Here is a 15483-nt window from a genome sequence, read left to right on the forward strand (position 1 = left end):
AGGAGAAGATATTGACAACAATACTTGACGGAAAAGCACTTTCTTTAAAGATTACAGAAAAGCTATCCATAGAAACGAAATCAATGATTAGAAAGCCGAAACTTGCAGTTGTGCTAGTCGGCAACAACCCTGCAAGCCAAATATATGTTAGAAACAAAGAAAAAACAGCTATTAAAATCGGTATGCATTCATTGGTTTTGCCATTGCCTGAAGATATTTCAGAGCAAAATTTGATTGAACAAATAAACATTTTAAACGGCGACAATGATATAGACGGGATTTTGGTTCAATTGCCACTACCGAACCATATTAATGAGGCAAAAATACTTGAAATCATTGACCCAATGAAAGACGTGGACGGTTTTCACCCGATTAATGCAGGCAAATTGATGACGGGACAAAAACCTTTTGCAATTCCTTGCACCCCAAAAGGTATAATAGAACTTTTAAATGAGTATAAAGTTGATATCGCAGGCAAAAACGCTTTAGTAATAGGACGTTCAAACATTGTTGGCAAACCGATTGCACAACTTTTATTAAATAAAAATGCAACCGTCACAATTGCACACAGCAAAACAAAAAATATTGAAGATATAGCCAAAACAATGGATATAATTGTTTGTGCGATAGGCAAGCCTGCTTTTTTAACAGCTGAAATGGTCAAAGAAAATGCAGTGATAATTGATGTGGGCATCAATAGAGTTGACGGCAAATTAAAAGGTGATGTAGATTTTGAAAAAGTAAAACCAAAAACATCTTTTATAACGCCTGTCCCTGGTGGAGTCGGACCGATGACAATTGCAATGCTTATGCAAAACACAGTTAATTTATACAAACTTCACAATTAGCTCTTGCTTGGTTGATTACAATCTTCAAAATACGGAAATGAAAAGAAAGAGATTTTAGACGACATTAATAAAATTCAGACTCGGACTCAAAGAATACAACCATGCCTGATACAGATACAATTCAATATTCTATATAAGACTATTCAAACAAAGCTTTTACAACTTTATAAGAATCGGAAATTGGATTAAAACTTGAATTCCGATTTTTGTCGATAAATACAGACTGAATAGAATGCTCGATAATTTTTATATTTTTTTTACAAAAATAAAGACACATTTCCATTTCATAGTCAAAGCCATTACCTGTTAAATTTAACAAATCGGGCAACAATGAAAAATGAAAAGCTCTCAAACCTGTTTGAGTATCAAGCAAATCCTTATGTGTTTTTAACTTAAAAAACAAAGAAGCAACTTTATTGCCGATAAAGCTTCTAAAAGGCGTACCAGCAGAGGTAAAATCACGGCACCCAAAGACAACAGCCTCAGGATTTTTCGAAGATAATTGAGCAATTGAAAGGACATCAGAAATCAAATGTTGTCCGTCAGCATCCATCGTAAGCACTCCGTAAGGAGCAACTTGAGCCAAAATATATGTAAACGCCGTTTTCAAAGCTGCACCTTTACCTTTGTTTTCACTATGGTGTAAAATTATAACACCTTTATCTACCAATTTTCCAAATACAGCTTGAGATTGACTACCATCATCAACAATAATTATTTCTTTTGGATAGAATGAAATACAAAGCTCTTCAACCAATTTTATTAAATTTTCATCAGGGTTAAATGCAGGAATAACGACATAAAAACTCTTCATAAAACCTCCTTAAAGCGAATTATAAAAATGTTTCAGTAAAATTGTATCATCTTCAATATTCGGGCTCTCACATACAAGTGCACCTTTGACATCAAACTTTTTAAAAGCTTTCAGCAAATCTTTGTAATTCATATCACTTTCTTCTAAAATCAAATGTTTTTTTTCACCTTTTTCTCCATATGCAATTCCTGCTAAATGGGCATGAAAATTATCTATAGCAGTTTGCCCAAGTTCGTTGCCAATTTTTTCTAATATACGAGAGAATTCATCATAAGTGTTTGAAATTCCATTATAGCGGGCATGTAAATGAGCAAAATCAACACAGGGAAGAACATTGTCAAAGTTTTTTGAAATAGCTATTATTTCATCTAAATCTCCCCATTGAGTAGGTTTCCCCGTTGTTTCAGGTCTAATCCATACATCAATTTTTTCTTTGTCTAAAGTTTCACAAATCTGCGTCATTGTTTTTTCAACTTGCCTTTGCACAACATTTTTATCGCCCCCCATATAAAATGCAGCGTGAAAAGTTATGCTATATAATCCCAATTTTTGTGCCATTCTGGCAGTATCCAAGACTCTTACGATACTCGCCTCGACTTTTTCAGGTTCTTTTGAATTCAAATTAATATAATAAGGACCGTGAGCCGTTAATAAAAAATTTTTTTCTTTAATTATATTTTTTACAAAATCTTGAGATTCAGGTTTCATTCTGACGCCATGTACAAATTCTAATTCCATGCCATCTAAATTTAGTTCCTCAAGGGTTTGAAAAGCTTTTTCATAACCTTGCCCTTCGACTCTCAAAGGAGTTCCGGCTGTCAAAAAGTGTAAATTGTTCATAATTCGAATTTTTCTCCGATTTTAGGTTCAACGGTTTTTATAAAATCTTTTGCGTCACCGATTACATAAGAGCCTATTTGCAATGCTCGAATTTCAAGAATACCATCACCTGTAGCAACATCTATAGTATCTTTAACACAGCAGATTGTGCCGGGGGCTTCTTTTGTACGTTTGTTTTTAACAGATGAAGAATATATTTTAACAAAATCATTTTTATATTTAGTAACAGCCGAGATAAAAGGATTTAGAGCTCTTATAAATCGTTCTATTTCAGAGGCAGGTCTAGTCCAATCAATATAAGAATTACCAAATTTTAAATCTATAGAATTTGCCTTTTTAAATTCACCTTTTGGTTGCGGAAAGCGAGGTAGGGTCGCTGTTTCTTCATAAAAAGCCAAGATTTTCAAAATTGCTTCGGCAGAAAGGTAATTGAGCTTATTAAACAGAGTGCCCATGGTTTCGTCTTTTGAAACAGCTATTTTACACTGAGTAATAATATCTCCTGTATCGAAAGAATCATCCATAAAATGAAGAGTAACACCTGTTTCTTTTTCATTATTAATAATGACATGAGAGTATGGATTTCCGCCCCTGTAATCAGGTAACAACGAAGGATGGGTATTAATAAAACCATCTTTTGCAACTGCTAAAAATTCTGGCGGAAAAAGCCTATTGTATGAGCAGACAACTGCTATGTCTATATCAAGTTTTTTTAACTCTTTTAAGAATTTTTCATCTTTTAAAGACTCATCATACGGAATTACATTGTACCCCAAGCTTGTAGCAAACTGGACAAAATAAGAATGTGTATTATTTTCTTTCTCAGGAGGCACAACACCAACAATATTAACACCCGATTGATAAAGTCTTGATAGACAAACCAAAGCCATATCTGGCATGCCGACGAAAAGAATTCTTTTTTTAAACGAATTTTGCAAAACAAGCCCCCATAAAAGCTCCAAGAACACAAATTAATACACTTAGTAAAATATATGTAATACTTTCAAGGATTCGTCCTTCTTTAATGAGTTCAAAAACTTCAAGAGAGAACGTACTAAAAGTAGTTAACCCCCCACAAAAACCGACTGTAAGAAATAGTTTTAACTGAGGATTAAATCCGGTTTTTGCATTTATAAAATAAATCAAGAAACCGAGTAAAAAACTGCCTGCAATATTTATACCCAATGTGTGCCATGGATATAAAAGCGAGCATTCCTTACCTATAAAATGACAAATTAAATATCTAAAAGAAGCACCAATGCCTCCACCTATGAATACTGATAAAACATTTAACATAATAAATATATTACTACAATAAACGCCAAAAGGTAATACTTAAAGAATTATAATATTTTAAGACTTTTATTATTTTCTTCAATTAGTGCAAGTAAGTCTATAGCATTTAATTCATTCTGTTCAGAAACTTTCCAAACACGCATTTTATTAGGCGAAAAATCACCTGCTACGAAGTAATTTCCCCACTTATTTTTTCCAAATTTAACTTTGACATCAACAAGTTTTAAATTTTTTGCAATCAAATAATCATATATCAGCTTACATACAAGCTTTGAAACTTCATTCAGAAGCATAATTTCATCAAAATTTAATATCTTATTAAGCATCAATTCTTTTTCTGAAAGGATTTCATCACCATAAAAATATTCAACGTAAGGATATGGAAACCACGTGCCTTTTTGAATATTTTGCCTGCTACAAATGGAGCCTGAAGCAAAGTTTCTAACAGCAATAGTCACAGGGATAATACTTAAAGTAGTCGCCAAAAAGCTGTTCTTCTCATTGTTATCAAGGAAATGTGTAGGAATATTGTTATCGTTCAAGATATTAAAGAAAAGTTCATTAAGCTTCAAACAAGCTTCAGCATTTCCACTAACTCCTAACTCTTTAAAAGAAATGGATACAAGCTCTTGATGGTCAGTCTTGAAAACCGCTTTTGTTCTCCCGTTATACAAAATATCTGTATCAAATTGTTGCGGCATTGCCATAAAAATACCTCCATAAATCCCTTGCTTTATAAAATTAACATATTAAACCAGTGGAAGGCTCATTCATTTTGTGTAGTTTTATTTTAGACTTCACTTTTTTTCATATTTTTAATAGAATTAAAAACAGAATGAGAGGTAGTATAAATGCTAGATATTAAACTTATCAGAGAAAACCCTGAAAAAATAAATGAACTTTTAAAAAGAAGAAATCCTGATTTGTCGATAAACGCAGTCATTGAAATCGATAAAGAAAGAAGACAAATACAAACTCAAGCCGATGAGCTAAGAGCTAAAAGAAAAAACGAATCTCAAAAAATCGGTATGATGAAAAAAAATGGGGAAAATACTGACGCTATCCAAGAAGATGTAAGAAAACTTGGTGACGAAGTTAAAGCATTGGAAGAAAAACAAGTCGATTTAGATACAAAACAAAGAAATTTGCTTTTACATATACCTAACATTCCGGATGAAACAACTCCAATAGGAGCATCTGATGCCGATAACGTGGAAGTTTCAAAATGGGGCGAACCGACAAAATTTGATTTTGAAGCAAAAGCTCATTGGGATATCTGCGAAGAAAAAGGAATTGTTGACTTTGAAAGAGGCGTTAAACTTTCACAATCAAGATTTACTCTATATAGAGGCAAAGGTGCACGCTTAGAACGTGCTGTTATAAACTTCTTTTTGAACGAACACACCGAACGTCAAGGATATGAAGAAATTTTGCCTCCATTTATGGCTAATGCTGCAACTATGACTGGTACAGGTCAACTTCCTAAATTTAAAGAAGATATGTATAAATGCGAAAATGAAGATTTGTACTTGATTCCGACAGCAGAAGTCCCTGTTACGAATATTTATTCAGGCGAAATTTTGACAGAAGATGACTTGCCGAAATATATGACTGCCTATACCCCTTGTTTCAGAAGAGAAGCAGGTTCAGCAGGAAAAGACACAAGAGGCTTAATCAGAGTTCACCAATTTAACAAAGTTGAACTCGTAAAACTTACAACTCCAGAGCAAAGCAAAGAAGAACACGAAAAGCTAACAGAAGACGCTGAAGAAATGCTTAAAATGCTAGGCTTGCCGTTCAGACGAGTTGCCCTTTCAACGGGTGACATCGGATTTTCAGCAAACAAATGTTGGGATTTAGAAGTCTGGATGCCGTCTTATAATGCCTATAAAGAAATTTCCAGTTGCTCTAACTTCGGCGACTACCAAGCAAGAAGAGCAAACATAAGATATAAAGAAAAATCTACAGGAAAAGTCCGTTTTGTCCACACCATTAACGGCTCTGGACTAGCTGTTGGAAGAACAGTCGCAGCAATAATAGAAAATTTCCAAAACGCTGACGGCTCAATAACAGTTCCTGAAGTTTTAAGAAAATATACAGGTTGGGATAAAATTCAATAATGAAAAAAGGCTTGTTTATTACATTTGAAGGTGCTGACGGCTGCGGAAAAACAACACAACTAAACAAAACCGCAGAACTTTTAGAAAACATGGGCTATGACGTTGTCAAAACTCTTGAACCGGGTGCCCTTGAAATCGGCTCAAAAATAAGAAACATATTACTCCACTATGATGGCGTCGTTGCTGATAACTGCGAAATGTTTTTATTCCTAGCTGATAGAGCCCAACACTCGGAGACTTTCATAAAACCGGCAATTGAACAAGGTAAAATCGTACTTTGCGACAGACACACTGACTCGACCTTGGCATATCAAGGTTATGGCAGAGGGCAAGACATTGAAAAGCTTGATAAGCTTAATAAAATAGCAGTAAACGGACTCGTTCCGGACTTGACTCTATTATTTGATGTTGATACAGATATAGCCCAAACAAGAGTCGGCAAAGAAAAAGACAGACTAGAAGCTGCAGGAATAGAATTTCACAAAAAAGTACGCCAAGGTTATCTTGAACTCGCAAAAAAATCACCCGAAAGAATAAAAGTGATAAATGCAAACAATTCTATCGAAACTGTTTACAATGACACAAAAGATATTATAATTGATTTATGCAATAAAATGCAAAACAAATAACAATGACACGAGGATTTATATAAATGGATGATTTCAGACGTTGGTATGACAAGGATCCTATACTTAAAGAAGCATTGGAACTCTTGCAAATGCAACCAGATGAAACAAAAAGCAATGCAGCTGATTTTATTATAAAATTGCAAGAACAAGTTGCTCAAGATGTAATAGAAAGCGTATACGACATGGTTTCCCAATACGCAGGAAAAGGAAGCCGTTGGTACGATAATGACCCTGTCATGCTTAAAGCCGTTGAACTTTTGAGAGTTGCACCGCCTGAAACACAACGTAATGCAGCCTTAAAGTTGTTAAAGGCACTTGAAAATAACTCGCTAGAGGATATTAATCTAAATAAAGATGACTAAACTTGCAGACATACAAAACCAAGATGACGCAAGAGGTATCGACATTCAAAAAGTTGGAGTGAATGGAGTTGAAGTACCTCTGATTATTCAGCGTAAAAACGCAGAAAACCAAGTCGTTAGTGCAACTGCAAGAATGAGTGTTGCACTTCCTAAAAAATATCGGGGCACTCACATGTCACGATTTATGGAAGTATTAAATGAATATAGAATAAAAAACCTTTTGGGCATTGATATAAAAGGTATTTTGATTGATATTCAAAAAAAATTGCAGGCAAAAAGTGCTCACGTGAAGTTTAATTTCAAATATTTTATAGAAAAGAAGGCACCTATAAGCAAAGCAAAATTCCCAATGGGCTACGATTGCTCGTTTGAAGGGAATTTACATGGCGAAGATTACAAATTTATCCTTGGCGTAAAAGTTCCCGTTACGACTCTTTGCCCATGCTCGAAAGAAATATCAGAGAATTCTGCACATAATCAAAGAGCTATTATTAAAGTAAAAATAGGTTACGCTGAAAATGACCACATTTGGCTTGAAGACTTGATTGATACGATAGAAAAATGTGGCTCTTGCCCAATTCATCCATTGCTTAAAAGAAGTGATGAAAAGTTTGTAACAGAAGCTGCCTATAAAAATCCAAAATTTGTCGAAGATGCCCTAAGGGACATTGTTGGAATATTGAAAAAAAATAAAATTATAAATTTTTATGAAGTTGAAATCGAAGCTCAAGAAAGTATTCACACGCATAATGCTTGGGCCTACCAGTCCGAAACAAAAGAATAACAAAGGAGAAAATGAATGAAAGAACTGTTTAACGATTACGTTCAATCGCTGGAAACTTACATTATGTTTAAGATTAAGCAAGAAGCACAAGCTTTGACGCCGGAATTGACGAAAAAAAATCGTAAACCTATATATCTTTCAATGGGTGCTCCTGTTCAAGCACCGCCTAAGTTTGTAATCGATAAATTGACTGAATGCCTAAACGAGGACGGAATTCACACGTATTCTACCCCAAAAGGTGAAAGCTACTTTATTGAAGCAGTAAAAGAGCGTATGAAATCACGTTTTGGAGTAGAACTTGACACTAAAACAGAAATTTGCTCTTTAATCGGCTCAAAAGAAGGGCTCGCTAATATAATAAGAGAATTAATTAACCCGACAACAGATAAAGAAGACCAAGAAATCATAATGGTTCCAGACCCTGGATACGCTTCATATTCACAAATGTTGATGGTTTCAGGCGGTCGTCCATACCCAATGCCGCTAACGCCTGAAAATGACTACATGCCAAACCTTAACCAACTATGGGAAAAAATGCCAAGCGAAGGATTCCCTCACAATAAAGTGAAAGCTATGATTATCAACTACCCTAACAACCCGTTAGGGGCTATAGCTAATATTGATTACTACAAATATGTAGTTGATTTTTGTAAAAAGCATAAAATTCTATTGATAAGCGATGCCGCTTACGTTGATATGGTTTTCCCGGGTGAAACAAAAGCCCCGAGCATCCTTGAAGTTGAAGGTGCTAAAGATATAGCAGTAGAATTTCATAGTTTTTCAAAACCATACGCAATGACAGGTTGGAGATTAGGTTGGGTTTGCGGAAACGCTGAAGCTGTAGGAATGTTCGGCAAACTAAAATCAACAATAGACTCAGGACTTTTTAAAGCTCTTCAAAAAGCAGGTGCTGCAGTTTTGAACAGCAAAGAAGGCGACGAGTACACAGAAAATGCGGTTAAAGGTTTCCAATCAAAACAAAAAATATTGGTAGACGGTTTCAAAGAACTCGGCTGGGATATGGACAATCTAAATGTGCCTCCTGCTACTTTCTATTTATGGCTTCCAATTCCACAAAAATACAAAAAAGCCTCTGATTTCACAAGTGATTTATTGAAAACATCAGGCATCGTAATGGTTCCAGGGAGTGCTTTCGGGCAATACGGTGAAGGATATTTCAGAATATCAATTGTAGCAAGTGATGACAACTTAAAAGAAGTTATTTCCAGAATGAAAGAAGACGGTTTTAAATACTAATGAAAACAGTAATTGTAGACTACGAAGCAGGTAACCTTAAAAGCGTTGCGAACATGCTTACCTATTTAAAAACTGATTTTGAAATAACAGACAACCCCAAAAAAATATTATCAGCAGATAAAATTATTTTTCCGGGGCAAGGTCATTTCGGGCAAGCCATGAATAATCTTGAAAGAAAAGGTTTAGCCGACTCAATCAGAGAAGCTGTAGCTAAAGATATTCCGTTTTTAGGCATTTGTATCGGGCTGCAAATATTATTCGAAAGCAGCAAAGAAGCCCCTGACGTAAAAGGGTTAGGAATTTTAGAAGGTGAAGTGAAAAGATTTACAAAAGGTAAAATTCCTCAAATCGGTTGGAACAAAATTTCAACAACAAAAGCTGACAATTTTCTTAAAAATGATTACTTCTATTTTGTAAATTCATACTACGTAAAGCCAAAAGACAAAAATATTATAAGCTCAATGTGCGATTATAACGGAAATTTTTGTGCTTCAGTTCAGAAAAACAACCTAACAGCAGTACAATTTCACCCCGAAAAAAGTTCGACATCAGGTTTAGAATTTTTCACAAGGTGGATAAATTCATAAAATAAAAGATGAATTGTAAACAAATGTAAAAATCAATCTTGAAAAAGCCCAAAAAGCTCAAGATTGATTTTTTTCATTCCGATAATTAAAGAGAAGGTAATAACAAAGGGATACGTAAGAGAATAACATAATTAATAAATGTTAACATATTTAAAGCTCACTCGAAAATAGAGCAATAACAGAATGTTAAATGTTTTTATTATTATGTAGTTCCTTTAGAACTATAAGGAGTTGCAAATGTTCCAAGAAGCACTAACTACAAACGCACAAAAGCTATTGAATTTTTTGCAATACTCTAAATCTTTCTTAACAAGAAAGAACCCATTAAAGCTATTAAGCCAAGGCTTGTCAGCAAAACTAAAAGAAGTTTTGACAGTAAATAAAAAAATAAAAATGGCAAGATACAGACTTAACTATCAAAAATACAAATTGGCACAATTCGAGCAAATAATCGCTCAAAACAACGAACACGTCTTCTTAAAAGGCAGAACTCTTAACGAAATGAGATAAGGACTCAGCAATGGGATTAGCATCATCAACATTCAGATTAATGTATCTTAACTCTTTCAGATTAGACTTGGAAAACAAAATCCAACTCGTAACTGAAAGCAAGTTGAGCTTGACTAAAACCATCTCAGAAATGACCAACGTCGGAAACGATATGGATCCTGAGTCTGAAATTGTTAAACAATTAAATCAAAGAAAAGAAAGATTAAATGCCTTAGACAAAAAACTTGATATGCAAATGGAAATGTATAATACCCAATTAAAAATGATAGACTCCGAAATGGAATCTTGCAAAGCATTGAGAGACAAGAATATACAACGTTCGTTCTCTTACGGTAATTAATTAAATAATTAAAATTTTTACAAACGGTTTTCTAAAAAGAAAGCCGTTTTTTTCGTTCATGGTTTGACAAATAATTTCTAACAAATAAAATTAATATAATGAAGGTATTAATTTCTGAAATTGAAAATTTAGACAATCAATCACAAAATATAAAATTTTGTGAAATCATTGATGAATTCAACCCGAAAAAAGCAGTAGAAGCAAATCTTTCAATCAGCTTAATGGGCGATGAATATATCAACGTAAAAGGAAATATCAAAGCACTGTTAAAATTAACTTGTGATTCATGTTTAAAAGAATTTGAAAAAGATTTTTCGATAGAAATCAATGAAACATTTGCTCGCAACAGCTTGTTTGAAGAATATAAAGATGAAGTTGAACTTTCTGAAGGCTCTTTTATAGAGGACTTAAACGGCTCAAATGAAATTGACATCACCGATTTAATTTATCAATCTGTAATATTAAATATTCCAAATAAACTTGTTTGTGGTATAAATTGTATAGGTGATGAAAATATTAATAAATATATAAAAACTGAAGTCGCTGATCCAAGATTAGAAATATTTAAAACTATCAAAATAGAAAAAGAAAAGGATAATTAGTTATGGCAGTACCAAAGAAAAGAACAGGGCATTCAGCTCAAGGACATAGAAGATCAAACTGGAAAGCTACAGTTCCTGAAACTACAACTTGCAAAAATTGTGGTGCATTAGTATTAACACATACAGTTTGTACAGAATGTGGCTACTACAAGGGTAAACCTGCTAGTATAAAAGCTGAAGGAAATACTGTTGTAGAAGAAGTTAAAGAAGAAAAAAAAGCTCCTAAAAAAACAGCTAAAAAAGCTGAACAAGTAGAAACAGCTGAAACTCCGGCTGAAGAAACTTCTGAAGAAAAAACAGAAGAGTAATTAGATAATAAAATAGGGAAGAGTGGATAAGTATGACAAGAATAGCTATCGATGCAATGGGTGGGGATTATGCCCCTAAAGAAATTGTTGAAGGTGCTGTTTGGGGAGCATGGGCATATGATGTGCCTATTGAACTTGTAGGAAAACAAGACAAAATCGAAAGAGAATTAGACAGAATTGACCAAGAAGGTATTGTCTACCTCGGAGGCGGATTGTTTAAACCTAAAAGAATAAAAATAGACACAAAAAAATTGGACATCAAAATAACCCACGCAACTGAAATAATTGAAATGGGTGAAGCTCCCGGTCAAGCTATCCGTAAGAAAAAGAAATCTTCAATTGTATTGGCAGTAAAATCTGTCGCAGATGGCGAGGCCGATGCAGTAGTTGCAGCAGGTTCTACAGGTGCAGCGATGGCAGCAAGTTTATTCGGACTTGGCAGATTACCGGGTATTGAACGTCCTGCTATTGCAACAACTCTCCCAACAATGAAAAGACCTGTCGTCTTGATTGACTCAGGTGCAAATACAAACAGTACTCCCGAAATGTTATACCAATTTGGAATGATGGGTGCTACTTTTTCTAAAAGCGTAATAGGAATTGAAAACCCTAGAATAGGCGTCTTAAATATCGGTGAAGAACCAGGAAAAGGTAACGACTTAGCAAAAGGTGCTTATAAATTATTTGAAGAAAATCAAGATAAATTGAACTTCATAGGAAACATTGAAGGTAAAGAGGTTTTCCTTGGAAATTGCGATGTAATTGTCTGCGACGGTTTCGTCGGAAATGTTGCATTAAAAACAATTGAAGGTGCTTCTTCAATGCTATTCCACATGATTAAAAAAGAATTTTGCGATGATATTTTATCTGTAATAATAGGTATATTAGCAAAACCTTTTATGAAAAGAATTTATACAAAAATCAATTATGAAGAATTCGGAGGAGCTCTACTTTTAGGAGTTAAAGGTATTACTGTAATTTCACATGGCCGTTCAAGAGCTTATGCGATTAAAAACGCAGTTAGAGTAGCTAAAGAAGCTGTTGAATCCGGTGTAAACGAAAAAATCAAAGAATTTTATGAAGGATAATATAAATATGACTATACCTGTAATGATTGCCGGTGTTGGCTATGCAGTCCCAGACACCGTAGTTACTAATGAAGATTTAACAAAGATTTTAGAAACAAGCGATGAATGGATTTCGACAAGAACAGGCATCAAAGAAAGAAGAATTTGTAACGGCAATGAAGATGCTACAGATTTAGGTATTACGGCGGCTAAAAAAGCTCTTGAAAAAGCAAAAATGAACGGTTCTGAAATAGAATTAGTTATAGCAGCTGCTTCAGTGCCAACTATGGCCTACCCATCAACAGCATGCCAAGTTCAGCTTGCCATCGGAGCAAAGAACGCTGCTGGTTTTGACGTCACAGCCGCTTGTTCAGGACTTTTGTACGCTATGAACATAGCTAAAGCATTTATAAAAGCAGGTACTTACAAAAAGATTTTAGTTGTAGCAACAGATGCCAACTCAAAGTTTGTTGATTGGACAGACCGTTCAACTTGTGTCTTATTTGGCGACGGTGCAGGTGCTATGGTTTTAAAAGAATCAGAAGACGGCGTTGATGATATTATTCAACTTGATATGTTTTCAGAACCTGAATGTGGCAAATTTATAAAAATGCCGATTACAGGACATAATTGTCCACTTGTTGAACCAAATGAAACCCGACCTCAACATATCGAAATGAACGGCAAGGAAGTTTATAAATTTGTTGTGACAAAAATGCCTAACTACATTGTCGATTGTGTTGAAAAATCAGGCTTAAAACCTGAAGATATCGACTATTTAATTCCACACCAAGCAAACGTTAGAATTATTGACGCAATGGCAGACAGGCTTGGCTACGACAACAACAAAGTAATTGTAAATATTGAAAAATACGGCAACACATCTGCTGCCTCTATTCCTATAGCATTGGTTGAAGGTGTCAGTGAAGGAAAAATTAAATTACCTTGCAAAGCAATTTTAACAGGGTTCGGTGCAGGCATGACATGTGCAACATCGGTCGTTAGACTAAGAGAAGGAGTTGCTTAATGAAAAAATTGGCAGTTATTTTTCCGGGACAAGGTGCCCAAGCTATCGGCATGGGATTAGATATATTTAATAATTCACCTGCTGCAAAAAATGTTTTCAAAACAGCAAACAAAGTTTTAGGTAGAAATATTTCAGATATTTGTTTTGAAGGACCAGAAGACGCTTTAAAGCAAACTTTCAACACGCAACCGGCTATATTAGCTGTTGAAATCGCTGCACTAGAAGCTTTAAAAGAAAAAACATCATTAAATATAGAATATACAGCAGGCCACAGTTTGGGTGAATACGCTGCAATATATGCTTCAGGTTCTATTGACTTAGAAAATGCTTTTAAATTAATACAAAAAAGAGCTGAACTAATGGACAAAGCGGCGACTTCCACAAAAGGTACAATGACTGCAGTATTAGGATTAAACAAAGAGAAAGTCGAACCAGTTTTAAACGAATTAAACACGTCAGGAGTTGTGTCTGTAGCGAATTTCAATTCTCCTGAACAAATAGTAATCACAGGTGAAATAGATGCTGTAAACGAAGCTTCAACAGCTTTAAAAGAAGCAGGTGCCAGAAGAGTTATACCTTTAGCTGTTTCTGGAGCATTCCACTCTCCATTGATGAAAGATGCAGCAATGGAATTTGCGACATTTGTTAAGTCATGTGAAATAAATAATTCAAACTTCCCTGTATTAACGAATGTTGATGCAAAGGAAACAACAAATAAAAATGATTTTCTTGAAAAAATGCCCAAACAGATTTATTCATCTGTATATTGGACTCAAACAATTCAAGAAATGGTTAAAAACGGAGTGGATACAATCATTGAAGTAGGTCCAGGTAAAGTTTTAGCTGGATTAAACAAAAAAATTGATTCATCAATTACAACATATAACATTTACGACATGCCATCATTAGAAGCTACAATTGAAGCTTTGAATATGGCAGCTGTATAAGGAGTCAGAAGAAATGACAGATACAAAAGTTGCATTAGTAACGGGAGCATCTCGAGGCATTGGCAGAGCATGTGCTCTAGAACTTGCAAAAGCAGGATACACAATAATTGTAAACTATGCAGGTAACGAAGAAGCTGCAAATAAAACAGTCAATGACATCAAAACTCTCGGAGTAGAAGCAATTGCGATGAAATTTGACGTGTCAAACCAAGAAGCTGTTGTTGAAGCAATAGCAAATATAATGGAACAATTCGGTAGAATTGACGTATTAGTCAATAACGCAGGAATTACTCGAGATAATCTTTTAATCAGGTTAAAATCTGAAGATTGGAACGCAGTAATTAACACAAATTTAAACAGTGCATTTTATGTAACACAACCTGTTTCAAAGATAATGATGAAACAAAGAGCAGGTGCAATAGTAAACATGGCAAGTATTGTCGGAATCTATGGTAATGCAGGTCAAGCCAATTATGCAGCAGCAAAAGCAGGTATAATCGGTTTTACCAAAGCAACAGCCAAAGAACTAGCATCAAGAGGAATCAGGGTTAACGCAGTAGCTCCAGGATTTATTCAAACCGACATGACCAAAGACTTAAAGAACATGGACAAACTTGCAGACGCCATTCCAATGAAAAGACTCGGCAATGTCGAAGATATTGCTAAAACTGTAAAATTCTTAGCGGTCGATGCTGATTATATTACAGGGCAAGTCTTAGCCGTTGATGGCGGATTAGTTATCTAATTGTAAAATCTTTGCAAATTTTTTTTGAAATAGTATAATATGAAATGTATATTCGGTAATAATTAAAATGAGGTAAAAAAACATGAGTACAGTTTTTGAGAGAGTAAAAAAAGTTGTTGTAGAACAATTAAGTGTTGAAGAAGGATTAGTAACTCCTGAAGCTAGCTTTACAGCTGATTTAGGTGCGGATTCTTTGGATACAGTTGAATTAGTAATGGCTTTTGAAGAAGAATTCGGTTGCGAAATTCCTGATGAAGAAGCTGAAAAAATAGCAACAGTCCAAGACGCTGTTAACTACATTGAAGCTAATTCATAATTGTTTCAACGCTAGATAATTAATCTGCGAGGAGTTGCTATATTTCGAGTGCTCCTCGTATTTTATGAGTAGATATAAAGGTAA

General features: G+C 34.6%; 21 protein-coding genes. 16 read left to right on the top strand and 5 right to left on the bottom strand.

Annotation, left to right across the window (positions count from 1 at the left end):
- The first annotated feature begins 11 nt into the window (after window positions 1-11).
- Window positions 12-848 (top strand): bifunctional methylenetetrahydrofolate dehydrogenase/methenyltetrahydrofolate cyclohydrolase FolD, encoded by an 837-nt coding sequence (folD, locus tag PHV37_06130; GenBank protein MDD3237661.1) that lies wholly within the window; start codon window positions 12-14, stop codon window positions 846-848.
- 139 nt (window positions 849-987) lie between these two features.
- Here folD and PHV37_06135 read toward each other — a convergent pair whose 3' ends face one another.
- From PHV37_06135 to PHV37_06155, 5 genes are read right to left on the bottom strand one after another with little or no spacing between them, the layout of a single operon-like run.
- Window positions 988-1662, bottom strand: coding sequence for a glycosyltransferase family 2 protein (locus PHV37_06135; protein MDD3237662.1), 675 nt, complete (start codon window positions 1660-1662; stop codon window positions 988-990).
- Between the two features lie 9 nt (window positions 1663-1671).
- Complete coding sequence (locus tag PHV37_06140) at window positions 1672-2502, bottom strand: TIM barrel protein (protein MDD3237663.1); 831 nt, start codon at window positions 2500-2502, stop codon at window positions 1672-1674.
- A complete protein-coding gene (locus PHV37_06145) occupies window positions 2499-3440 on the bottom strand; it encodes a methionyl-tRNA formyltransferase (protein ID MDD3237664.1) in 942 nt (313 codons plus the stop codon). Before PHV37_06145 ends, PHV37_06140 begins: the two co-directional genes overlap by 4 nt.
- Window positions 3424-3798, bottom strand: coding sequence for a fluoride efflux transporter CrcB (gene crcB / locus PHV37_06150; GenBank protein ID MDD3237665.1), 375 nt, complete (start codon window positions 3796-3798; stop codon window positions 3424-3426). Before crcB ends, PHV37_06145 begins: the two co-directional genes overlap by 17 nt.
- 47 nt (window positions 3799-3845) lie before the next feature.
- Window positions 3846-4505, bottom strand: coding sequence for a phosphoribosylaminoimidazolesuccinocarboxamide synthase (locus PHV37_06155; GenBank protein ID MDD3237666.1), 660 nt, complete (start codon window positions 4503-4505; stop codon window positions 3846-3848).
- Window positions 4506-4649: 144 nt separating this feature from the next.
- Here PHV37_06155 and serS point away from each other — a divergent pair, with 144 nt between their 5' ends.
- From serS to PHV37_06230, 15 genes are all read left to right on the top strand, one after another.
- Window positions 4650-5918, top strand: a complete 1269-nt coding sequence (gene serS, locus PHV37_06160) for a serine--tRNA ligase (GenBank protein MDD3237667.1) — start codon at window positions 4650-4652, stop codon at window positions 5916-5918.
- Entirely contained in the window at window positions 5918-6547 is a 630-nt protein-coding gene (tmk, locus tag PHV37_06165) for a dTMP kinase (GenBank protein ID MDD3237668.1), read from the top strand. Before serS ends, tmk begins: the two co-directional genes overlap by 1 nt.
- Before the next feature lie 23 nt (window positions 6548-6570).
- The gene (locus tag PHV37_06170; GenBank protein ID MDD3237669.1) at window positions 6571-6909 is read left to right on the top strand and encodes a hypothetical protein; all 339 of its coding nucleotides are present in this window, start codon (window positions 6571-6573) and stop codon (window positions 6907-6909) included.
- Window positions 6902-7693 (top strand): GTP cyclohydrolase FolE2, encoded by a 792-nt coding sequence (gene folE2 / locus PHV37_06175; GenBank protein ID MDD3237670.1) that lies wholly within the window; start codon window positions 6902-6904, stop codon window positions 7691-7693. Before PHV37_06170 ends, folE2 begins: the two co-directional genes overlap by 8 nt.
- Before the next feature lie 15 nt (window positions 7694-7708).
- Window positions 7709-8950: an aminotransferase class I/II-fold pyridoxal phosphate-dependent enzyme gene (locus PHV37_06180; GenBank protein ID MDD3237671.1), complete on the top strand. Its 1242-nt coding sequence runs from the start codon at window positions 7709-7711 to the stop codon at window positions 8948-8950.
- Window positions 8950-9537 carry an imidazole glycerol phosphate synthase subunit HisH gene (gene hisH / locus PHV37_06185; GenBank protein ID MDD3237672.1) on the top strand — a complete coding sequence of 196 codons (588 nt, stop codon included), beginning with the start codon at window positions 8950-8952 and terminating at the stop codon, window positions 9535-9537. The genes PHV37_06180 and hisH overlap by 1 nt, the downstream gene beginning before the upstream one ends.
- A gap of 237 nt (window positions 9538-9774) precedes the next feature.
- Entirely contained in the window at window positions 9775-10047 is a 273-nt protein-coding gene (locus tag PHV37_06190) for a hypothetical protein (GenBank protein ID MDD3237673.1), read from the top strand.
- Window positions 10048-10057: 10 nt separating this feature from the next.
- Entirely contained in the window at window positions 10058-10387 is a 330-nt protein-coding gene (locus tag PHV37_06195) for a hypothetical protein (GenBank protein MDD3237674.1), read from the top strand.
- A gap of 98 nt (window positions 10388-10485) precedes the next feature.
- The gene (locus PHV37_06200; protein ID MDD3237675.1) at window positions 10486-10989 is read left to right on the top strand and encodes a DUF177 domain-containing protein; all 504 of its coding nucleotides are present in this window, start codon (window positions 10486-10488) and stop codon (window positions 10987-10989) included.
- A gap of 2 nt (window positions 10990-10991) precedes the next feature.
- Window positions 10992-11297, top strand: a complete 306-nt coding sequence (rpmF, locus tag PHV37_06205) for a 50S ribosomal protein L32 (protein MDD3237676.1) — start codon at window positions 10992-10994, stop codon at window positions 11295-11297.
- 32 nt (window positions 11298-11329) lie between these two features.
- Window positions 11330-12385, top strand: a complete 1056-nt coding sequence (plsX, locus tag PHV37_06210) for a phosphate acyltransferase PlsX (GenBank protein ID MDD3237677.1) — start codon at window positions 11330-11332, stop codon at window positions 12383-12385.
- A gap of 7 nt (window positions 12386-12392) precedes the next feature.
- Window positions 12393-13391, top strand: a complete 999-nt coding sequence (locus tag PHV37_06215; protein ID MDD3237678.1) for a ketoacyl-ACP synthase III — start codon at window positions 12393-12395, stop codon at window positions 13389-13391.
- Entirely contained in the window at window positions 13391-14338 is a 948-nt protein-coding gene (gene fabD, locus PHV37_06220) for an ACP S-malonyltransferase (GenBank protein MDD3237679.1), read from the top strand. The genes PHV37_06215 and fabD overlap by 1 nt, the downstream gene beginning before the upstream one ends.
- Before the next feature lie 13 nt (window positions 14339-14351).
- Complete coding sequence (gene fabG, locus PHV37_06225) at window positions 14352-15083, top strand: 3-oxoacyl-[acyl-carrier-protein] reductase (protein ID MDD3237680.1); 732 nt, start codon at window positions 14352-14354, stop codon at window positions 15081-15083.
- Between the two features lie 82 nt (window positions 15084-15165).
- Window positions 15166-15399 carry an acyl carrier protein gene (locus tag PHV37_06230; GenBank protein ID MDD3237681.1) on the top strand — a complete coding sequence of 78 codons (234 nt, stop codon included), beginning with the start codon at window positions 15166-15168 and terminating at the stop codon, window positions 15397-15399.
- The last annotated feature ends 84 nt before the right edge of the window (window positions 15400-15483 follow it).

This window comes from Candidatus Gastranaerophilales bacterium (genome assembly GCA_028693235.1).
Taxonomy (GTDB): domain Bacteria; phylum Cyanobacteriota; class Vampirovibrionia; order Gastranaerophilales; family Gastranaerophilaceae; genus JAQUVW01.

What these genes read in the sequence shown, in the direction of transcription:
- PHV37_06135 (MDD3237662.1), bottom strand. Translation starts at nt 1,662, where the DNA reads ATGAAGAGTTTTTATGTCGTTATTCCTGCATTTAACCCTGATGAAAAT.
- PHV37_06140 (MDD3237663.1), bottom strand. Translation starts at nt 2,502, where the DNA reads ATGAACAATTTACACTTTTTGACAGCCGGAACTCCTTTGAGAGTCGAA.
- crcB (MDD3237665.1), bottom strand. Translation starts at nt 3,798, where the DNA reads ATGTTAAATGTTTTATCAGTATTCATAGGTGGAGGCATTGGTGCTTCT.
- PHV37_06155 (MDD3237666.1), bottom strand. Translation starts at nt 4,505, where the DNA reads ATGGCAATGCCGCAACAATTTGATACAGATATTTTGTATAACGGGAGA.
- serS (MDD3237667.1), top strand. Translation starts at nt 4,650, where the DNA reads ATGCTAGATATTAAACTTATCAGAGAAAACCCTGAAAAAATAAATGAA.
- tmk (MDD3237668.1), top strand. Translation starts at nt 5,918, where the DNA reads ATGAAAAAAGGCTTGTTTATTACATTTGAAGGTGCTGACGGCTGCGGA.
- PHV37_06170 (MDD3237669.1), top strand. Translation starts at nt 6,571, where the DNA reads ATGGATGATTTCAGACGTTGGTATGACAAGGATCCTATACTTAAAGAA.
- folE2 (MDD3237670.1), top strand. Translation starts at nt 6,902, where the DNA reads ATGACTAAACTTGCAGACATACAAAACCAAGATGACGCAAGAGGTATC.
- PHV37_06180 (MDD3237671.1), top strand. Translation starts at nt 7,709, where the DNA reads ATGAAAGAACTGTTTAACGATTACGTTCAATCGCTGGAAACTTACATT.
- hisH (MDD3237672.1), top strand. Translation starts at nt 8,950, where the DNA reads ATGAAAACAGTAATTGTAGACTACGAAGCAGGTAACCTTAAAAGCGTT.
- PHV37_06190 (MDD3237673.1), top strand. Translation starts at nt 9,775, where the DNA reads ATGTTCCAAGAAGCACTAACTACAAACGCACAAAAGCTATTGAATTTT.
- PHV37_06195 (MDD3237674.1), top strand. Translation starts at nt 10,058, where the DNA reads ATGGGATTAGCATCATCAACATTCAGATTAATGTATCTTAACTCTTTC.
- PHV37_06200 (MDD3237675.1), top strand. Translation starts at nt 10,486, where the DNA reads ATGAAGGTATTAATTTCTGAAATTGAAAATTTAGACAATCAATCACAA.
- rpmF (MDD3237676.1), top strand. Translation starts at nt 10,992, where the DNA reads ATGGCAGTACCAAAGAAAAGAACAGGGCATTCAGCTCAAGGACATAGA.
- plsX (MDD3237677.1), top strand. Translation starts at nt 11,330, where the DNA reads ATGACAAGAATAGCTATCGATGCAATGGGTGGGGATTATGCCCCTAAA.
- PHV37_06215 (MDD3237678.1), top strand. Translation starts at nt 12,393, where the DNA reads ATGACTATACCTGTAATGATTGCCGGTGTTGGCTATGCAGTCCCAGAC.
- fabD (MDD3237679.1), top strand. Translation starts at nt 13,391, where the DNA reads ATGAAAAAATTGGCAGTTATTTTTCCGGGACAAGGTGCCCAAGCTATC.
- fabG (MDD3237680.1), top strand. Translation starts at nt 14,352, where the DNA reads ATGACAGATACAAAAGTTGCATTAGTAACGGGAGCATCTCGAGGCATT.
- PHV37_06230 (MDD3237681.1), top strand. Translation starts at nt 15,166, where the DNA reads ATGAGTACAGTTTTTGAGAGAGTAAAAAAAGTTGTTGTAGAACAATTA.